Consider the following 19,297-nt stretch of genomic DNA (forward strand, 5'->3'; position numbering starts at 1 on the left):
CCTGCTCTACACTCGTTGGTGAAATAGGATGACTTCTGATTAAATCGGGGGAGAGAATTTTTGTACGCTAAAGTTTTTCGGTTGAATTATCCGAGTGCTTTTTTTGCTTGAATTGACCTAAAATATGCTGTTAATAATGCTTTCAAGCCTTTGATACTGTACTTAAGGCAACATTCAGTAGAACCACCGTATTCAGCAGATTAAATACTCAAGTAAATTTTAATCAACTCAGAAGAAAACAAGCACTTACACTGAGTACAAAATCCACCCAATTAGGACAACACTCAAGTTTTTGAAGAACGTCTGTCATCGATTTGATGTTGCGTTTTTCTCTGAAAAGCATGGGTAAAAGTTTCATGTTTACCTACGCAGAGTGCTTGGGCAAAATTATTGCGATCGGTAGCCGCATTAGGCTAATGATTCAATTATTTTCATTTTTTCTGATAGTAAAAGCATTACAGGTAAGGCTTCGTTTGGAGCAATTTACCTGTAATAGATCTGTTTGTTCACCATTATTTACCTAATCAAAACATGAGTACTATCAACGGCACAAACGCTAGTGAAACCATTAATGGTACTAGCGCTGACGATCTAATTAATGCTTTTGGAGGCAATGATATCGTTAATGCTGAGGACGGAAACGATACTGTTTTTGGCGGCGATGGTAATGACACTATCAATGGAGAAGATGGCGATGACTTTCTCTATGGTGGAAATAATAACGATACTATAAATGGTGACGACGGTAACGACGAAATCTTTGGCGATTCGGGTAATGATATTCTCAGAGGTGATAACGGCGATGACATCATAAATGGCGGAGTTGGTGACGACCAACTCTTCGGTCAAGAAGGTAACGACACCCTCACAGGTGGAGATGGAATAGACCGCCTCAATGGTGAAGATAGCAACGACACCCTCGATGGTGGACTCAATAATGATATTCTTGATGGCGGATTTGGAGACGACATTATTTTCGGTAGAGATGGCAACGACCAACTTTTTGGTAGAGATGGAAGCGACCAACTAAATGGTGAAGCAGGAGATGATACTATTAGCGGTGAAACAGGTGACGATACTATTAGTGGTGGCATTGGTATAGACAACGTTACTGGTGGATTTGGCAACGATAGTATCAATGGTGGGGATGGTAATGACACCCTCAACGGTCAGGAAGACAACGACACCATTCTGGGTGGAAATGGCACAGATACCATAACAGGTGGTTTTGGCAGTGACATCTTAACGGGTGGTGCTGGTAATGACACCTTTATCTTTACTAATTCAAATCAAGGAATTGACACCATCACAGATTTTTCTAATGTCACAGGTAATAATGATATCTTCCGAGTTTCCGCTTCTGGTTTTGGCGGAGGTTTAGCACCGGGTGCTGTAATTACGGCTGCTCAATTTCAATTAGGTGCAGCAGCCAACGATGCTAACGATAGATTCATCTACAACAGCAGCATCGGTACTCTTTACTTTGACGTAGATGGCAACGGTAGTACATCTCAAATTGAACTCGTCAGACTAGATGGTAATCCTACAATTACTAGAAACGATATTTTTGTGATTGCGTAGTGACTTCTACATAAATCCATAAAGTACCGTATCTCGTTTGTTGCTGAGGTAAAAGTTAAATCTAAAGCTAAGTAATAAATGAGATACGGAAAACAGCTACAAAATCTCAAATTATCAAATTACTAACGAGCTATCTGTAAATTTTTTGTAGATAAAAACTTCTCATATCCCGCTTGTAATTGACGTTTACCGTCACGTTCGATAATGCTGCCATGAGCCATGATGACTCGATGAAAATCCCAGCAAAGAACTTTTTGAATTGACTGTTTTACCCGTTCTTTATCACGAGAAGCAAGTTTTTCTAATAGTGTTGGTTCTAAGGAGCGATCGCCTCCTAAAATCTTAGCAACCAAGCGCATTTGCCATGGAAAACTAGCATCAAAATGAAAAGCTGTATCAGTCAAGATCAAGGTTTGGCTTGCTCGATGCCAAAACACAATTTCATTGAGTACTCCCGATCCACCGATACCTATAGTTTGAAATCCGGCAAATAAGAGATATTCAACTTCATTTGAATTGCCAATTTTACCACGTTCGTTGAAGATGCGATCGCTCGTTATATCTGGTCTTTTCAAGTCTAAACCTGGAGCAGTCCAAATCTCGGCATTGGGATATATCTCCTTGAAGTTAGTGAGAAAAAGATGATGATAGCAGTTTGGCGCGATAATTGTGATGACGTTACCCAGTGCGTTAATTTGCTGGATAGTTATTTCATCAACATCAATGGGAGAAATAATTATCAGTTCGCCATTGTCAAGGCGAATTACTGTCATTCTCGTTCCCACTTCTAGACCGAAAAACTGAAATTGCCGTTCGCCAACCCAGATATTTTGATCGATTTCTCTCAGCATAAGATTAGGTTATGGTAAGGGTTTCCTTGCTCCCTTTTCCCTGCCGTTAGTCCGCCGAGAAATGCCACAAGTCAGAAAATCGGGAGTTAATATTGAGGCGATCGTGCTAATTTTAAATCCTCTTATTAAAGACGATCGTGAAGCCATTTGCAAGATAACTTAAGGAAACTTATCTGACTGGATAACTGAAGAAATTTTTTATAATTTAGCAATAAAAAATAGGTGGGCATTGCCCACCCTACTAATAACTGACCACTGATAACTGTTAACTGATAACTGTTAACTGTTAAACAAAGCGATCGCCTTTACCACCTTTACGGCGAATGCCGATTACAGAAGGACGGGGTGGTCCGTAGAGATCTCCCGCTAAATTGCTGGGCCAATTACTACCGCGTGGAACAGTTCTGTTTTGCGTAAACAGAGTCCCATCCAAATTCAGCATCTCAATGTCGCGATTGAGACTTTGAGGTGGATTAAAAGGAACGTTTTCCCCTGGATGCTGCACGCAGATAATTAAGGTATCGCTGACAAAGGTAGGTCCTGTCATTTCGCAGCGCGGGGGACCATAGGCAAAAGGTACGATTTGCCCTGCATTCTCACCATCTAGAGGAATGTAGAACAGCCAGTTATTACCGAAAACTCCAATTAAATCGGATGTTTGAACGTTGAGATCGGAGGACGCACCTTCTACCACAGCTCCAACTACTGTATGGTCGATGTTGAGTGGTTTTGCTTCTGCTCCTTCACCAAAACCGTTATGAGCGCCAGTGGACATATCCGTGACACCCCAAACGTTATTTTGGCTGTCGAAAGCAAGGTTATCCACGTTAGCAAAACCGTCTCCTGGCTCGGCTCCTGCTTCCCCACCTTTGGCTAAGCGTTCCCAACGGAAAGTTAGACCTGTATTATCGGAGCTGTTTTCAGTAATCTTAAACAGTTCTCCTGAAGGCTGTCCCGCGTTGACATCTTTGCTGTATTTAGAAACAACAAACATACGGGAATCTGGATAACCATCGCTACCTGGCGCACCGTCAGTATAAGCGATGAAGACTTCTCTTGAATTGCGAGGATTGATTTCCAAATCTTCAGGACGAGCGGTAGGAGTACCACCGATTAGGTTAGCAGCTAAAAAGGCATCAACTAATACCGCGCCTTGACTTGTATAGAAATCTGAGAGTTTCTTACCTTGGTAGTCTTTTAAAGCCGTAGCTTCATTCTCAGTGGTAATGTTGTACTTACCACCATCTTTTGTTTGTGCGGCAATGCCGTTGCGTCGCGGTAGTGGCAGTAGTGCGTTGCGCGTTGCTTTACCCAAAGCTTTAATTTCTACCGAGCCAAGCGTGGAAGGGGAAATGGGGTTGGTACTCGCACCAATCTCCAACGGTAGCCATTCACCCGTACCGTCAGGATTGTATCGGGCGACGTAGAGCGTACCCGTCTCAAATAGTTCGCTATTTTTCTTGTCTTCAGGGGATTTGACCTTCCCTGCACTGACAAATTTCCAAGTATGTCCGCCACGGCGATCGTCACCCATATAGGCAACGAGTTTTTTTCCAGACTCCGCCACCATAGTGATATTCTCATGGCGGAAGCGACCGAGAGCAGTATGTTTGCGCGATCGCCATTTTGGATCGGCGGGATCGATTTCGACCATCCAACCGTATTTTTCCCCTACCATACCGAATTCAGCGCCAGTCGTGCCTTCGGTGTATTCTGTCTGCGTACCGTTGGGTAAAACGGCTTCTGTCACTCCGACGAAGAACTCTTCACTAGCTTGGAAGTTCTCCTCTGCGGACATGATGGTTCCCCAAGGAGTTGTACCACCAGAACAGTTGTGTCCCGTACCGATGATTTTGCTACCCAATCCATCGGTGTTAACGGCTTCAAACACGTCTTTAGCAGCCGTACCCGTACCGATGAGGTAGTTGAGATCGCCTTTCTGGTAGCTTTTTTCGCCCCAGGACGTGACTTCTTTGTAAGCATCAGTGCGATCGCTGTTGATTCCTAAGCCTGACAAGGTGTGGATGCGGCGGTTTTTCGGGTCTTTGACAACGCTGTAACGTCCGTCATTACCTTGGCGAATTCTGACAATCGAACCACCCATGTTGTAGAGAAACTCACCTAGCAAGGTGCGGTTTTTCTCGCTAATATTGATTCCTAAATAAGGAAAAGATTCGGAGAACCCTGCCAAATCTTCTGGGGTTTCAGGTGCGAGCAGGGAAATGGGGTAGGAAACGTATTCGTGATTCACCCACAAGTAGCCGTCTTTAACAGCAATGCCGTCGTAGTGGATGCCATTACCAATGTCGTTCTCTTTTCCCCTAACTTTGGTGCCGTTAATTGGTACGAAGCCAGTGTAGTCGCAGTTGTAACCAAAATAATCATCTGGGTTGGAGAAGACGCGATCGCCCCAGCCAACAATGACGTACCGCTCGTATTCTGGTGGTACGATGACATCATCGTAGACGGTATATTTCGTCAATCTCGCATCTGTCGATGGTTGTAAAACTTGCCCTTTTTCGCTGCCTGCTGGTAGGTAACTAGGCAGTTGTTGATAAATGGGTAACGGATGGGGCAATCGTACAGGGGTGAACGATAAAGCCTCAGCTGCTTGGGCGGTGCTAGAACCAGCACCAAACAGTTTATTCTCTAGCACGGGTGAGAAAGCAGCAGCACCAACACCCGCACCGAAGAAAACTAACAGCTGCCTCCGAGTAATTCTAGACATGAAACTCCCTCTTGATTCGGAATCGCCAGATCCTCAAGTTTGAAAATGTCTGTATTGCAATTATTAATAGAGAGTGCAGAGTGCTATTAGCTCTTGGTTCCTTCAGATTTCAACGCGATAACTATGCTCGCGCCTTTTCTATTAGCTTATGTATTTTTAATTACAAACATATCAGACAAAAGCTTGATTTGAGCTGTAACCAAAAGACGCGCTCTCGCTTTTTCTCTACTACTAATTCTTAAGACAGAGACTTATTTTCAAACAAATATTGTTGCCTCTGTTACGATAATCCCACAACATTAAGGTGAGTTAATCGCCTGGTTAATACTGAGTCTTTTTTTTACCTTAACTTGCTCTGGTTAACTTTTATAGAGCAGAATAAGCAAATATATCTAGTCATCAATCTGCAAAATTTAGTTTGCTTGCTGAAGGCGATTTTCTTAATTCAGCTAGTAGTTTAAATGCGAATCTATCGGATATACTTTTTTATTTAAACGATTTTCTCCGCGCCACCTCTGCGATCGCAACGATAGATCGGCGTGTATAAAAAAAATTAAAATTTGCAGAATTACGTACATTTCTCGTTGCAATTAGTCATCGCGATAGGCGGGATCGTCTTCTTTTAACATACGCGCAGTATTTACATTCGCAGGAGTACGCTGACTGGCGGTTGCAGTTCCATTTGGCGATGAGGAAAAGCCTAACAAAAGTGCGGAATTGCTGAAGTATCTCGTCCAGTGACTCAACACGGGTTGCGATCGCCAATCGACTCGCGAGACTTTAGTATAGAGTAAAGGGACTTGTTGCCCATTGTGATCGCCGACTACTGTTACAGCGATTTCTGTGATTCTGGGTTTTCGCTCGAACTCTTGCTGAATCAACTTGCTAGTCTGTGACTCGGCTTGCTGCATCAAACGAGCAAAAGAAGGCATTCCCTCAGAACTGAGGACGAGATTTAAAGATTTAGGTTGCGCTCTAGCTGGGGTAGAATACCAGCAGCTTACACACATTGTTGCGACTAAAATGATTTTTACTGGAATTGTTTTGACTGGGGCGATCGCTTTAAATAATTGAAGTTGTTGAAAAACACTCATCATCTTGACTAAATGCTTAATTTCTGCATAGCTACGAGGAGGAAAGGAGAAATGCAGACTGTTCCTAAGCTTAGCGATCGCGCTTTAATAAGTCAGTAAGCTCGGGTTAACTTTCAGTTATTAGCGAGCAGTTAGAGGTAAGTAGTGAAAATACGTCTTACTACCCACCAATTACCAATTACTCATTACCATGCCAATCGTTAATAAATTTATTGAAATCGAAACCACTGCGGGAATTAATATTCACAATATTACGCCAGCAATTGAGAAGATAGTTTTTAATACAGGAATTAATAACGGACAAGTTCTAGTCTTTTCTCGTCATACAACGACCGCATTAGCGATTAATGAAGCGGAAGAAAGATTACTAGAAGATATCAAAATTTTTTTAAGCAAATTAGTTCCCGAATCAGAACGCTACTTGCATAACGACTTGCACTTAAGAAAAAATATCCCGGAAGACGAGCCGATAAATGCTCACTCGCACTTAATGGCGATGATGCTTAATAATAACGAAATTATTCCCATAGTCGATGGGAAACTTGGATTAGGAACCTATCAATCAGTTTTATTTTTTGAATTAGACGGCGCTCGAAAAAGAAAAATTCTGTGTCAAATTTGGGGCGAATAATAAAAGTAGGGTGGGTATTGTCCACTTTAATATAAATCAAAAACTGAGATTGTCTTTTCCTTCAGTAGAAGCCGCATCCTCATGCGTGATGGTAATTTTAGCCGCTACAGTAGAACGCCGCAGGTTACGAATTGCATCAATAGTATTTTTGATCGTACCAGCCAGGGGAACAGCTACAATTGCACCCAAAAAACCACCCATTTCAGCTCCAGTCAAGATGGCAATAAAGATCCAAATTGGGTTGAGTCCCGTAAAATTGCCCATCAATCTAGGTGCTAGCACGTTATCTTTAATTTGTTGCAACACAATTGCCGCCAAAGCAACTTGCAACCCCAGCAACCAATTTTGCACCATGACTAACAGCGTGACTGTACCAATGCCTAAGCTAGCGCCAATAAAAGGGATGAGTTCGGCTACGCCAATTAAAAGGGCAAACAATAGAGCAAATGGCACGTTGAGGACTACGAAAATTGGGGTTAAAGCGGCAAACATGAATAACCCCAGTAATAGTTGAGTCAGAAAGAAATTTTGAAAATTGAGTCGCAAGGAAGCACTAAACGGAAGTCCAATCTCTGGTGGTAGGAAGCTAATGAGACCGCGCCAGAGGCGATCGCCGTAGAGCAGCATGTAAAATGCCAGTACCACCACTAAAATTGTCTCAATTAACCACGACAGCGTACCAAGGGCAACTCCAAATGCCTGTTCTGGTATAGATGGCAAGCGTCTTTCAATCGTATCGTTAACGCGATTGCTAAAACCGCTCAGATCGAGAGGTAACTTTCTTACCCGCGCCCAGCTATCTAGTCTTCCCAACTGTGTTTGAATTGTATTTAACCAATCGGGAATTCTTTGAATCAATTCGATCGTTTGGTCGTAGACCAATGGTACTAGAGTTAGACCGATCGCCACCAACAAGACTAAACTCAAAAATAGAACGACGATGACTGCCTGAGAGCGGCTAAAGCCAATTCGCTCGAAAAACCGAACTGGGTAATTGAGTAGAAAAGCCAAAATAGCCGCGATCGTCAATACGGCGATCGTATGCTGAAAATATTGAAAAGCTTGACTCAATAACCAAATATTCAGAGCAATAACAGGACCGCTCAAACCGTAAATCGCTAAACGCTGCCAAGAGGCTGAACGGCGCATTTCTCACACCACCCACAATAGTTGCTCCACCACTAACCCTCGATTTTAGTGGCAAAATCTATTTAAGTGACAGGGTAAAGTCGTAAGTCGGGTATTCGTAAGTCAGAAATCTAAATTCGCCTCTTACCTCATGCCAACTACCAATTACCCATTACCAATTACCAATGACAATTTATGACAACTGCTGCGATCGCAAATTTAGTGCTGGGGATCTTTCTCGGCTTGATGATTCTACTGTTTATCTTCCGTATCGTGCTGACTTGGTTTCCCCAAATCGACCTTAAGCGTTTTCCATATAATCTCATTGCCGTACCAACAGAACCCTTGTTAGTACCGACGCGAAAACTAGTACCGCCCATTGGTGGCGTGGATATCACCCCCATCATCTGGGTCGGAATTTTTAGCCTGCTGCGAGAAATATTACTAGGTCAGCAAGGACTGCTGATGATGCTGATGCATTGAAATTTTATGTAGAGACGTTACATGTAACGTCTCTACACTACTCCTGTACGGGCGGGTTTAAGCACTGAATTATTTGTTCTAGTATAGGTATCTTCAAAAAAAACCCGCCCCTACGACTCCCTATTTTTTCAACATCACCTGCTCGACAAAATTGGTGTAAACCTCTGCCTGAAGAAACTCTGGAGTATCTAAAATCCGTTGGTGAAAGCCGATAGTCGTCGGTACGCCTGTGAGGGCGAATTCCCGCAAGGCGCGTCGCATTCGCCTAATTGCAGTCGGACGGTCTGGTCCCCAGACGATCAGCTTACCAATCAGAGAATCGTAGTAAGGCGGGATGCGATAATCGGTGTAAATGTGAGAGTCCATCCTGACTCCTGGTCCCCCAGGAGCGAGATAGCCGCTGATCCGTCCTGGTGCGGGACGAAAATCTCGGTCTGGATCTTCAGCATTAATCCGACATTCAATTGCGTGTCCCCGTAACTTTACCTGCTCTTGGGTGAATTGTAGGCTTTCGCCTTGAGCAACGCGGATTTGTTCGGCAATTAAGTCAAGTCCTGTAATCATTTCCGTGACGGGATGCTCGACTTGAATCCGCGTATTCATTTCCATGAAGTAAAATTCTCCAGTTTGCGACAGGAGAAACTCTACCGTCCCTGCACCGATGTAATTAATCGACTTTGCCGCCATTACCGCTGCTGTTCCCATTTTTTCCCGTAATTCGGGAGTTAAGGCAGGGCTGGGAGCTTCTTCTAATAGCTTTTGGTGGCGGCGCTGGATCGAACAGTCCCGTTCGCCCAAGTGGACGACATTGCCGTAGCTATCTGCTAAGATTTGAAACTCAATATGGCGCGGGCGATCGACAAATTTCTCGACATACAGACCAGGGTTGCCAAAGGCGGCTTCTGCTTCTCCTTGAGCCGCTAAAAATAATCGCCCTAAATCTTCATCGTTGCGAACCAGACGCATTCCCCTGCCACCACCGCCAGCAGTGGCTTTAATCATGACTGGGTAGCCAATTTGACGCGCGATCTCCCGCGCTTCTTTTTCGTCTCTGACTAACCCATCACTCCCAGGGATGGTGGGGACTCCCGCCGCGATCATCGTTTCCTTTGCTGTGGATTTATCGCCCATAGCTCGAATTGCTTCTGGGGTTGGTCCAATAAAGGCAAGCTGGTGGTCGGCACAAATTTCCGCAAATTTCGCATTTTCCGCTAAAAAGCCATAACCAGGATGGATGGCAGTCGCGTTGCGCGTCAGAGCTGCGGCAATAATACTAGGGACGTTGAGATAACTTTTGCTACTGGGAGCTTCGCCAATACACACCGCTTCATCAGCTAATTGGACGTGGAGCGCGTCGCGGTCTACGGTTGAGTGTACCGCGATCGTCGCAATTCCCATTTCTTCACAAGTACGGAGAATTCTCAGGGCGATTTCCCCTCGGTTAGCAATCAGAATTTTGTCAAAGCGCATCTTCCAGCAAAGGATGTCGGTATCATCAGCATAGGGGTTGGCAGAATTCGTAATTCGTAATTCGTAATTCGTAATTATTTTGGCACGAGCGATCGCCTCTTTTTTGTTCAACTTTGCTGGTCTTGCTCCACAAGTATGCTAAATTATATATCTGCTAAGCGGATGTGGCGGAATTGGTATACGCGCACGTTTGAGGGGCGTGTGGCTTTGCCTTGCGAGTTCGAGTCTCGCCATCCGCATTTTTTCAGGGAGCGCACGAGCAGGGAGTAGGGAGCAGTGAAGAGTAGTTAGTGTTAAATCCTCTTCAGCCCTTCCAATTGTTCGTACCTACAAGTCTTTCTTCTGACTTCTGACTTCTGGCTCCTGACTCCTGTTATATTAATAAGAAAGTCATGAATTTTTGTAAACAAATTGACTGCGACTTACAACTTTACAGATAAGCAGGCACTACCTAAGTCTTGGTATCGTCTTTCACCCATCTGGGAAGGCGATGAGAATACTATACAACCAGGCTTGCCTCACAATCGTCTCGCACCAGCTTGGCAGTTACTTTTGTTAGGTGATGGTTCTCCTACACGCCATCTACAGTTATTAACTGGGGAACCCACGGAAGTTGACGTGATTGACATGTCAGTAGTTGGCATGGATTTAGATGATGCACCAAGTATCATTGAAGCCGTACCAGGACCGAGGTTGAGGCGACAAGTGTGGCTGCGGAAACAATCAGGACAGCGTTTGGCATATGCTGCATCTTGGTGGGAAGCCAGCCACGTAGATGAATATTTACAAAATCGTTCTTTACCAATTTGGGCTAGTTTAGCGCGTTTGCGGACTGAGCTATATCGGGATGTCCAAGGAGTTTATTACGGTCACTCAGAGGCTTTAGAAGCAGGATTTCAACACCAGGGACCCTTTTGGGGTCGTCACTACTTGTTCTGGCATCATGGAAAGCCTTTGACATTGATTTATGAGGTGTTTTCGCCTTATTTAACGAAATATCTAGGGTTGACGCAAGTAGATTGAGGTAGTTGCCAACGAATTGCAAATCGGACAGTGTAAGTAAACTGTTAGCTACGCATATTGTGAATGTCGATTTATATTGGACAGAACCAATATTTCAATAGATCGGCTCAGCAGTCCTCCAATGAAGCGCTCCTCTCATTCTGTACCTACGTTTGATGTAATGCTACTGCCCACAATTAAAGCTTTACAAATCTTGGGTGGTTCTGGCACGACGGAAGAAATATACGAAAAGGTGATAGAGGTACTCAACTTACCCGATAAAGTGCTGGAGATTTCACATGGCAACACATCACAGAGCGAAGTTGAGTATCGGCTTGCTTGGAGTCGTACTTATTTGAAGAAGTACGGATTGCTAGAAAATTCTGCCCGTGGAGTTTGGTCTTTAGTGTCCACTTCGGTGAATCTTGACGAGCTAGATGCTAAAGAAATTGTTAAGACCGTTCAAGAGGCTGAGAAGAATAAATCTACACAAGCAGATACCTTGGGTGAATCACAAGCAAATACGTTGGGTGAATTAGTTACACCTACAGAGGCTATAGAGGAACTTGCATGGTATCAGCAGCTTCATAAAGTTTTGCTGTCTTTAGAACCTGCTGCATTTGAGCGCTTAACACAAAGACTGCTACGCGAATCTGGTTTCATCCAAGTACAGGTTACAGGTAAGTCTGGGGACGGCGGTATTGATGGTGTAGGAATTGCTCGTATCAATGGCTTCTTGAGCTTTCATATTTTATTTCAGTGCAAGCGTCATCAAGGCTCAATTACAGCGGGGCAGATTAGAGATTTTCGTGGGGCTATGCAAGGGCGTACCGACAAAGGCTTATTTGTTACCACTGGAACATTTACCAGAGATGCTATTAAAGAAGCTACACGAGATGGCGCACCTCCTATTGACTTGATTGATGGCGAACAATTAGTACAACGTTTAAAAAAGTTAGGGCTTGGTGTCAATATAACAATGATTGAGTCTGTTGAAGTTGATTCTGACTGGTTTACGAAGATTTAGGATGTAATCTATCGAGTAAAGGTTGAACCAGTAGTATGACCGACTCAAACGGATGCGATCGACAAGAGCTAAAAATAATTGCGAATATAAACTTGTATCCGATAGACAAGCGATCGCCTACTTTACAATGAGATGTAATCTTTGCATCTTTAACTAAACCTTTGATACTGTATGGGATAATACAGAGGATGATGTTTATGCCCAGTTACTGGAAAAATGACATCATCTTAGTACGCTATCCTTTTTCAGATTTATCCAATTCCAAAGTTAGACCAGCGATTATAGTAAATGCACTGCACGTTTCTCAAGATATTTTTATTGTTCCACTAACTAGTAAAACGTCATCTTTACTAGCTGAGGAATTTGTACTTTCCGATTGGGAAGCAGCCGGATTGAATGTTGCAACGGCAGTAAAAAGAGGTTTGTATACAGTACATCAGAATTTAGTCGTGACAGAAATTGGTAGATTAACTGAATCTGAAGCCGAACAGTTAGAGCAGTCACTACGCTATTGGTTAGGATTATAAAAGAATTTTAGCTATGTTAAAAAGTATAGATTTTATAGTTTAGATCGACAAGCGATCGCATCCTTTTTAAATCTTTAATAGTCAGCTATGTAGGTTTTATGCTTCCCAAGCTAAATCTCAAGGATAATCTCAAATCCGAATATCTACTTTTCCTAGAGGCACTGGCGAAAACACCGTTTACAGGAGAAATTCGCCCTGATTTTGCTAGTCGGCTGATGATGTCTACTGATAATAGTATTTATCAAATTTTACCGCAAGCGGTTGTTTATCCTAAAACTGAAATAGACTTGGTGTATTTGTTTCAACTAGCACAGCAAGATCGATTTAAATCTGCCACATTCTCACCCAGAGGTGGAGGAACGGGAACTAACGGTCAATCGCTTTCCTCGGGAATTATTATTGATTGTTCTAAATACATGAGCCAGATTTTAGAAATAAATCTGAAACAGGGATGGGTACGAGTGCAGCCAGGGGTAGTTTTAGATAAATTAAATGCCGAACTAAAGCCTTATGGAGTGTTTTTTGCACCGTCTTTATCTCCTAGTAACCGTGCGACAATTGGAGGTATGATTAATACTGATGCTTGCGGTCAAGGTTCGCGAATTTACGGACGCACCAGCAACCATATTTTAGAATTAAGTTGGATTTTACCAGATGGTACTGTGGGGCGATCGCATTCCATTAACCCTATTACATTAACTCATCTAAAGCAACAGCAAAATCGTATCGGACATATTTACAGTCAGGTTGATGAAATTGTTACGACAAAGCAAGAACTCATCGAGCAAAACTTTCCCAAAATGCCTCGATTCATGACGGGATATAATTTAGCCAAGGTTTACTCGCCGCAAGATAAAACATTTAACTTGAATTGGCTTTTAGCAGGTTCAGAAGGAACGCTTGCTGTTATTACTGAAGCCAAATTAAAGTTAACTCCGATTCCTAAATATAAAAAATTATTGGCAATTCACTATAACTGTTTTAACGATGCTTTATTTGCAGCAGAGACTTTATTAACTTTTGCACCCGTAGCTATAGAAACCATTGACGAAAAAATTCTCGGTCTGGCGAGACAAGATGAGATTTATGAAAAAGTCAAACATTTTATTCTAGGTGCAAAAGCAATCAACTTAGTTGAGTTTAGCGGTGACGACTTAGAGGAATTAGAACAGAAACTTACTCGAATCTGCCAAAGCATTACCTTAAATCGAAACCAGCCTCAGCAACCAATTGGTTATTATTTGGCGCAAAACGAAACAGAAATTTCTCATTTATGGGACTTACGCAAACGTGGTGTAGGATTACTAGGAAACGCTAAGGGCGATCGCAAACCAATTGCTTTTATTGAAGATACCGCAGTTCCGCCAGCTTGCCTAGCTAATTATATTCGTGAATTTCAAACTTTACTCAATGCCTATCAGCTTGATTATGCCATGTATGGTCATGTAGATGTGGGCTGTATGCACGTTCGACCAGCACTCGATCTGAAGGTATCGCCAGATGAAGCACTGATAAGAGAATTATCTGACAAAGTTGTGGCGCTGGTCAGAAAATATGGTGGCGTAATGTGGGGAGAACACGGCAAAGGTTTTCGCAGCGAATATACTCCTACCTTTTTTGGCGAACTCTATCCCGATTTAGGCAAAATCAAAGCAGCTTTCGATCCTGAAAATCGCTTAAATCCAGGTAAAATTGTCGCACCACACGCCAGTTCTAGCGAAGTGGTACGAGTCGAAGCACCTTTACGGGGACATTTCGATCGCCAAGTTGCAAAAGAAGTGCGATCGCAATACGAAGTTGCTTTTAGCTGTAATGGGAATGGCGCGTGCTTTAACTACAATCCCGATGATGTCATGTGTCCGTCTGCCAAAATTACAGGCAATCGCATCCACTCGCCTAAAGGTCGTGCCAGTTTGATGAGAGAATGGTTGCGGCAATTAGCCATCAATAAAAGTGAAGAAATTGAAAACTCTGGAAGTTTACCCCTCAAGTTCTGGAATAATTTAACTAGGATCTGGGCAAGTTATGACTATTCCCATGAAGTGTATAACGGAATGCACGGTTGTCTCTCCTGTAAAGCGTGCGCTAGTCAATGTCCGATTCATGTAGACATTCCCAGTCTGAAAGCGCAATTTCTCGAACTTTACCACACCCGCTATCTGAGGCATTGGCGCGATTATTTCGTTGGGAATATTGAAACTCTCACCAATTGGCAATCTCACGCACCTGTCTTATTCAATTTTCTGACTCAAAACTTAGTGACGCGCTGGTTAATTCAAAAATTTGTCCGAATGGTCGATCCACCCGCAATCAGCACGCTGACTGTCAGACAGGGATTAAAACAAAGACGAGCACCAGTTTTTAATCTAGATACATTATCTACTCTTAGCAAGTTAGAACGAGCAAACAGCGTTATTTTATTGCAAGACGCTTTTACTAGTTTTTATGAATCGCAGATATTGCTCGATACTTACGATTTCTTGTGCAAGTTAGGTTATACAGTGTACGTTCCACCGTTTTTTCCCAATGGAAAGCCATTGCACGTTAAAGGGTTTTTAAAAACATTTCAAGCGATCGCGCAAAAAAATACTGACTATTTAAATCAAATATCACAACTAGAAATTCCCCTTGTAGGAATTGAACCTAGTATTGTCCTAACCTACCGAGATGAGTATATCAAAATTAAAGGTTTAAAAGCAAGCTTTCGAGTGCAGTTATTGCAAGAATTTTTGTGGGAAAACCAAGAGCGGTTAAAGCAAAAAATTGGCGATCGCATATCTGAATTAAATCGTTATTACTTATTCGGTCACTGTACCGAAAAAACGATTGCTTTAAACTCACAAAAACAATGGCACTCTATCTTTCAAATGTTAAAAATTCCTTTGAGCTTAGTTGCTACAGGCTGTTGTGGCATGGCGGGTATTTACGGACATGAAGCCGAACATTATAATGAGTCTCAAGGAATTTATGCTATGAGCTGGAGACGACAAATTTCATCCGATGTAGAACAGAGAAAATTTTGTTTAGCTACTGGTTACTCATGCCGTTCTCAGGTAAAACGCTTTGATAGTTTCGTACCTTTACATCCAATTCAAGTTTTACTCTCGCACTGTAAAATATAATTAATTGACTTTAAATTATCCCAATTACCAATTACCCTAATTATATGGATTGCATTCATTTAGAAAAAATTTGCTGTTATGGTTATACGGGATATTTACCAGAAGAACAGGTATTAGGACAATGGTTTGAGGTTGACGTAACGCTGTGGTTAGATCTATCAGTGGCGGGTAAGAGCGATGCTATTGAAGACACAATCGATTATCGTAATATTATTAGTAACGTTCAACATTTAGTTAAGACTTCTAAGTTCGCATTAGTTGAAAAATTAGCAACTGCGATCGCAGAATCTATTTTAGCAGTGAAGGGGATAGAACAAGTTAAAGTAAAATTATCTAAACCCGCCGCACCCATACCAGATTTTAGCGGCAAAATTTCAATTGAAATTACGAGAAATGCTCTAGAATAATTTTCAATTTAATGTAGAGACTTTACATGTAAAGTCTCTACAGAACGTTGCTACATTGGAATCAAAACAGTAGACATATTTACCCATTCTGGATTTGCTAAAGCTTGTCGCATTTGAGTTTCATCTGTAAAGCGATCGCGTAACACTCGCCCATCATAATTGAGTTTCACTTCATCTCGTTCAAATGCCCAAGGTTCAACTTTAATTTTGTCAAAATTATCATCTACAGGAATTAGAGTCAGAGTCGTTTCCCCAGATGCAGTAGGAATATCATGAAATTGCCTTTCTTCTTGCAGTCCCATACATAAAGCAAGCGATAATAAATCCCAAATAGCTACTAATTTGCGATTGCGTTGAATCACTTCTGGAGTTGCATGATTTGCATAGTAAGAGTCATTCTGTAAATAATTAACGAGTTGTTTTTGATAAGCATATTCTTGCTGTAAATATTCTTCTACTAACTGAGTAGATTCAGGTGAATTTTTCCATTTTCGGAAGCGTTCAAACAATCCCGTACCGTGAAGCGAAACCAATAACGCTGCATATCTACCGTAAGACGAAGTTAAATGCTTAACACCAGACCAAATCTTAACCGAGATTTCTGAAGGGAGTTCCATAAAATTATGAGGATAACCCGTCTGGAGATTTAAAGTCGGTTCGTTTTCCCAAAAGACCCAACCAATATCGTGTATCGCCGCACCAAGACAAACTTCTGCTTTTGGTGCGAAAGTGCCAAAATCTTGATTTCCCCAAGCCTGTGCCAGACAACCCGCAATCCAAGCATGAGTTGGTTGTGCGATCGTAATTATTCCTGCTGGCATTTGGCGGTGTAACATATTATCCTGTTCGTGACTTAATTTTTATAGTGAAGTTCTACAACACCATGAGGGGAGAATTTTTCTCTAACCCTAACTAGGTTGAGCTTGAGTTCTGGTAGCGACTGGTAAAGAGATATTCCTGCTCCTAAAATAACTGGGATGATGAAAATGAAGTATTCATCAACTAATTCCTTTTGAATAAATGGAGATGCAGCTTTTCCACCCCCCATTAACCACACTCGTTGATATCCTCTTTTACTTGCATCCTCTACAATTTCTTCCACACTTTTCATAAAAACTATATCAGTGCGTACCGTTGATAAATTTCGACTAGTTAAGACATAGGAAAGCTTTCCTGGATACGCCCAATCTCCAAATCCTAAAATCTGCTCGTAGGTAGTAGAACCCATGACTATAGCATCAATTGAGTTATAGAATTTAATGTAATCTTCATCTTTATATAATTCTTCAGGCGAAGGTAACAACCAATCAAGACTTCCATCCGAGCGGGCTATGTATCCATCAATGCTTGTTGCAACGTAAAGAATAAATTTTGTCATTTTTATCTCTTGCGGCTTTTATTAACTCAATTTTAATTGCACCGTCCACAATAGATCTGACTTGAAAAAGGTAGACGCTCGGTAGGAGTACGCAGCTATGCGCTTCTACAAAATTCATGCTTATAAAAAAACAGCCACCTCCCCAAGGAAAGCAGCTGTATTCTTTACAATAAAGGTAGACAAAAGCCCACCTCTAACAGACTTTAGTAATCGAAATCTCCGCCACCCATACCAGCTCCAGCACCAGCAGGAGCGCCATCTTTTGGTTCTGGCTTATCAACCACGATACACTCAGTGGTCAGCACCATACCAGCGATAGAAGCAGCATTTTGCAGCGCGGAACGAGTCACTTTAGCAGGATCGACAATACCAGCGCTAAACATATCGACGTACTCGTTTTTAGCAGCGTCGAAGCCGATATTAAAATCTTTTTCCTTGACGCGCTCGGCGATGACCGCACCGTTTTGACCTGCGTTTTCAGCAATCCGCTTCAGGGGAGACGTTAGAGCGCGAGCTACAATTGATGCACCGATTAATTCTTCACCCTTGAGGCTGCTACTTGCCCACTGTTCCAACTGTGGAGCTAGGTGAGCCAAGGTTGTACCACCACCAGGAACGATCCCTTCTTCTACGGCTGCTTTGGTAGCGTTAATCGCGTCTTCCAGGCGTAGTTTGCGGTCTTTCATTTCGGTTTCAGTTGCAGCACCGACTTTGACCACAGCAACGCCACCAGCTAGTTTAGCTAAGCGCTCTTGTAGCTTTTCTCTGTCGTAGGAAGACTCTGTTTCGTCCATTTGACGACGGATTTGTTCGCAACGAGCCTTAACAGCTTGTTCGTTACCTTCAGCGACAATGGTGGTGTTGTCTTTGGTAATGGTGATCCGGCGTGCTTTACCGAGCATGTCTAGCTTGGTGTTATCCAGCTTCAGACCAGCATCTTCAGTAATCAATTGACCACCAGTGAGGATAGCGATATCTTCCAGCATAGCCTTGCGGCGATCGCCAAACCCAGGAGCCTTGACCGCAGCTACGTTGAGTACGCCACGCAGACGGTTAACTACCAAGGTTGCTAGAGCTTCTTTTTCAATATCTTCTGCTAAAATCAGCAGCGGACGACCAGAACGAGCGACTTGCTCTAGAACCGGGACTAAATCTTGTACCAAAGCGATTTTCTTGTCGGTAATCAAGATGAAAGGTTCGTCTAGAACAGCTTCCATCCGCTCGGGATCGGTGGCAAAGTAGGGAGAGATGTAACCTTTGTCAAAGCGCATCCCTTCGGTGATCTCCAGTTCGGTTGTCATGGACTTCCCTTCTTCTAGGGAAATGACACCTTCTTTACCAACTTTATCCATCGCCTCGGCGATCATGCTGCCAACTTCTTCATCGTTACCAGCAGAGATCGAACCAACTTGAGCGATCGCTTTAGAATCTTCTACAGGACGAGCGTGTTCGGCAATTTTTTCGACTAGGAAGTTAGCTGCTTTATCGATCCCGCGCTTGAGGGAAATTGCATTTGCACCCGCAGCAACGTTACGCAAGCCTTCTTTAACAATGGCATGAGCTAATACGGTTGCAGTGGTTGTACCATCACCCGCAGCGTCATTGGTTTTAGAAGCAGCTTGACGAATTAGAGATACACCAGTGTTTTCTACGTGATCTTCTAATTCAATTTCTTTAGCGATGGTTACGCCATCATTGACGATCTGCGGTGCGCCAAACTTTTTCTCTAGCACCACGTTACGACCCTTTGGACCCAGCGTAACGGCTACCGCTTCAGCTAGAATGTCCATACCCCGTTCTAGGGCGCGACGAGCGTTTTCGTTGTAAATAATGCGCTTTGCCATAGTTGCCTAAATTTCTCTTGCTTG

17 protein-coding genes and 1 tRNA gene are annotated in these 19,297 nt (G+C 42.8%); 9 read left to right on the forward strand and 9 right to left on the reverse strand.

All coding sequences use genetic code 11. The annotated features are described in order from the left end of the window. The first annotated feature begins 531 nt into the window (after positions 1-531). A complete protein-coding gene (locus H6G17_RS16055) occupies positions 532-1,581 on the forward strand; it encodes a calcium-binding protein (RefSeq protein WP_192158814.1) in 1,050 nt (349 codons plus the stop codon). A 122-nt stretch (positions 1,582-1,703) separates the two neighbouring features. On the opposite strand, the gene H6G17_RS16060 is transcribed toward H6G17_RS16055, so the two are convergent. The 4 genes from H6G17_RS16060 to H6G17_RS16075 form a co-directional block, all read right to left on the reverse strand. Next, positions 1,704-2,432 (reverse strand): DUF4336 domain-containing protein, encoded by a 729-nt coding sequence (locus H6G17_RS16060; protein ID WP_192158816.1) that lies wholly within the window; start codon positions 2,430-2,432, stop codon positions 1,704-1,706. Positions 2,433-2,441: 9 nt separating this feature from the next. Continuing rightward, a complete protein-coding gene (locus H6G17_RS16065) occupies positions 2,442-2,579 on the reverse strand; it encodes a hypothetical protein (protein ID WP_192158818.1) in 138 nt (45 codons plus the stop codon). A gap of 139 nt (positions 2,580-2,718) precedes the next feature. Further along, positions 2,719-5,160 carry a PhoX family phosphatase gene (locus H6G17_RS16070; RefSeq protein ID WP_192158820.1) on the reverse strand — a complete coding sequence of 814 codons (2,442 nt, stop codon included), beginning with the start codon at positions 5,158-5,160 and terminating at the stop codon, positions 2,719-2,721. Positions 5,161-5,750: 590 nt separating this feature from the next. Beyond that, positions 5,751-6,257: a hypothetical protein gene (locus H6G17_RS16075; RefSeq protein WP_192158822.1), complete on the reverse strand. Its 507-nt coding sequence runs from the start codon at positions 6,255-6,257 to the stop codon at positions 5,751-5,753. A gap of 187 nt (positions 6,258-6,444) precedes the next feature. On the opposite strand from H6G17_RS16075, the gene H6G17_RS16080 reads away from it, so the two are divergent. Next, positions 6,445-6,885: a secondary thiamine-phosphate synthase enzyme YjbQ gene (locus tag H6G17_RS16080; RefSeq protein ID WP_192158824.1), complete on the forward strand. Its 441-nt coding sequence runs from the start codon at positions 6,445-6,447 to the stop codon at positions 6,883-6,885. Between the two features lie 36 nt (positions 6,886-6,921). On the opposite strand, the gene H6G17_RS16085 is transcribed toward H6G17_RS16080, so the two are convergent. After that, positions 6,922-8,034, reverse strand: coding sequence for an AI-2E family transporter (locus H6G17_RS16085; protein WP_192158826.1), 1,113 nt, complete (start codon positions 8,032-8,034; stop codon positions 6,922-6,924). A 174-nt stretch (positions 8,035-8,208) separates the two neighbouring features. Here H6G17_RS16085 and H6G17_RS16090 point away from each other — a divergent pair, with 174 nt between their 5' ends. Continuing rightward, positions 8,209-8,496 carry a YggT family protein gene (locus H6G17_RS16090; RefSeq protein WP_192158828.1) on the forward strand — a complete coding sequence of 96 codons (288 nt, stop codon included), beginning with the start codon at positions 8,209-8,211 and terminating at the stop codon, positions 8,494-8,496. A 120-nt stretch (positions 8,497-8,616) separates the two neighbouring features. On the opposite strand, the gene accC is transcribed toward H6G17_RS16090, so the two are convergent. After that, positions 8,617-9,966 (reverse strand): acetyl-CoA carboxylase biotin carboxylase subunit, encoded by a 1,350-nt coding sequence (accC, locus tag H6G17_RS16095; protein WP_192158960.1) that lies wholly within the window; start codon positions 9,964-9,966, stop codon positions 8,617-8,619. 158 nt (positions 9,967-10,124) lie between these two features. On the opposite strand from accC, the gene H6G17_RS16100 reads away from it, so the two are divergent. The 6 genes from H6G17_RS16100 to folB all read left to right on the forward strand — a co-directional run bounded on the left by H6G17_RS16100 (position 10,125) and on the right by folB (position 16,051). Beyond that, positions 10,125-10,205, forward strand: a tRNA-Leu gene (locus H6G17_RS16100). A 172-nt stretch (positions 10,206-10,377) separates the two neighbouring features. Then, positions 10,378-10,989 carry a chorismate lyase gene (locus tag H6G17_RS16105; RefSeq protein ID WP_192158830.1) on the forward strand — a complete coding sequence of 204 codons (612 nt, stop codon included), beginning with the start codon at positions 10,378-10,380 and terminating at the stop codon, positions 10,987-10,989. A gap of 121 nt (positions 10,990-11,110) precedes the next feature. Further along, a complete protein-coding gene (locus H6G17_RS16110) occupies positions 11,111-11,995 on the forward strand; it encodes a restriction endonuclease (protein WP_192158833.1) in 885 nt (294 codons plus the stop codon). A 197-nt stretch (positions 11,996-12,192) separates the two neighbouring features. After that, the gene (locus H6G17_RS16115) at positions 12,193-12,522 is read left to right on the forward strand and encodes a type II toxin-antitoxin system PemK/MazF family toxin (protein WP_192158835.1); all 330 of its coding nucleotides are present in this window, start codon (positions 12,193-12,195) and stop codon (positions 12,520-12,522) included. Positions 12,523-12,620: 98 nt separating this feature from the next. Next, entirely contained in the window at positions 12,621-15,644 is a 3,024-nt protein-coding gene (locus tag H6G17_RS16120; protein WP_192158837.1) for an FAD-binding and (Fe-S)-binding domain-containing protein, read from the forward strand. 44 nt (positions 15,645-15,688) lie between these two features. Further along, positions 15,689-16,051 carry a dihydroneopterin aldolase gene (gene folB / locus H6G17_RS16125; RefSeq protein ID WP_192158839.1) on the forward strand — a complete coding sequence of 121 codons (363 nt, stop codon included), beginning with the start codon at positions 15,689-15,691 and terminating at the stop codon, positions 16,049-16,051. 50 nt (positions 16,052-16,101) lie between these two features. Here the strand turns inward: folB and H6G17_RS16130 are convergent, their stop codons facing one another. From H6G17_RS16130 to groL, 3 genes are all read right to left on the reverse strand, one after another. After that, the gene (locus H6G17_RS16130) at positions 16,102-16,887 is read right to left on the reverse strand and encodes a DUF3891 family protein (RefSeq protein WP_192158841.1); all 786 of its coding nucleotides are present in this window, start codon (positions 16,885-16,887) and stop codon (positions 16,102-16,104) included. A 17-nt stretch (positions 16,888-16,904) separates the two neighbouring features. Continuing rightward, positions 16,905-17,429 (reverse strand): dihydrofolate reductase family protein, encoded by a 525-nt coding sequence (locus H6G17_RS16135; RefSeq protein WP_192158843.1) that lies wholly within the window; start codon positions 17,427-17,429, stop codon positions 16,905-16,907. Between the two features lie 203 nt (positions 17,430-17,632). Beyond that, positions 17,633-19,273 carry a chaperonin GroEL gene (gene groL, locus H6G17_RS16140; protein ID WP_015152680.1) on the reverse strand — a complete coding sequence of 547 codons (1,641 nt, stop codon included), beginning with the start codon at positions 19,271-19,273 and terminating at the stop codon, positions 17,633-17,635. Between the last annotated feature and the right edge of the window lie 24 nt (positions 19,274-19,297).

The organism is Chroococcidiopsis sp. [FACHB-1243] (assembly GCF_014696895.1).
Taxonomy (GTDB): domain Bacteria; phylum Cyanobacteriota; class Cyanobacteriia; order Cyanobacteriales; family Chroococcidiopsidaceae; genus Chroococcidiopsis.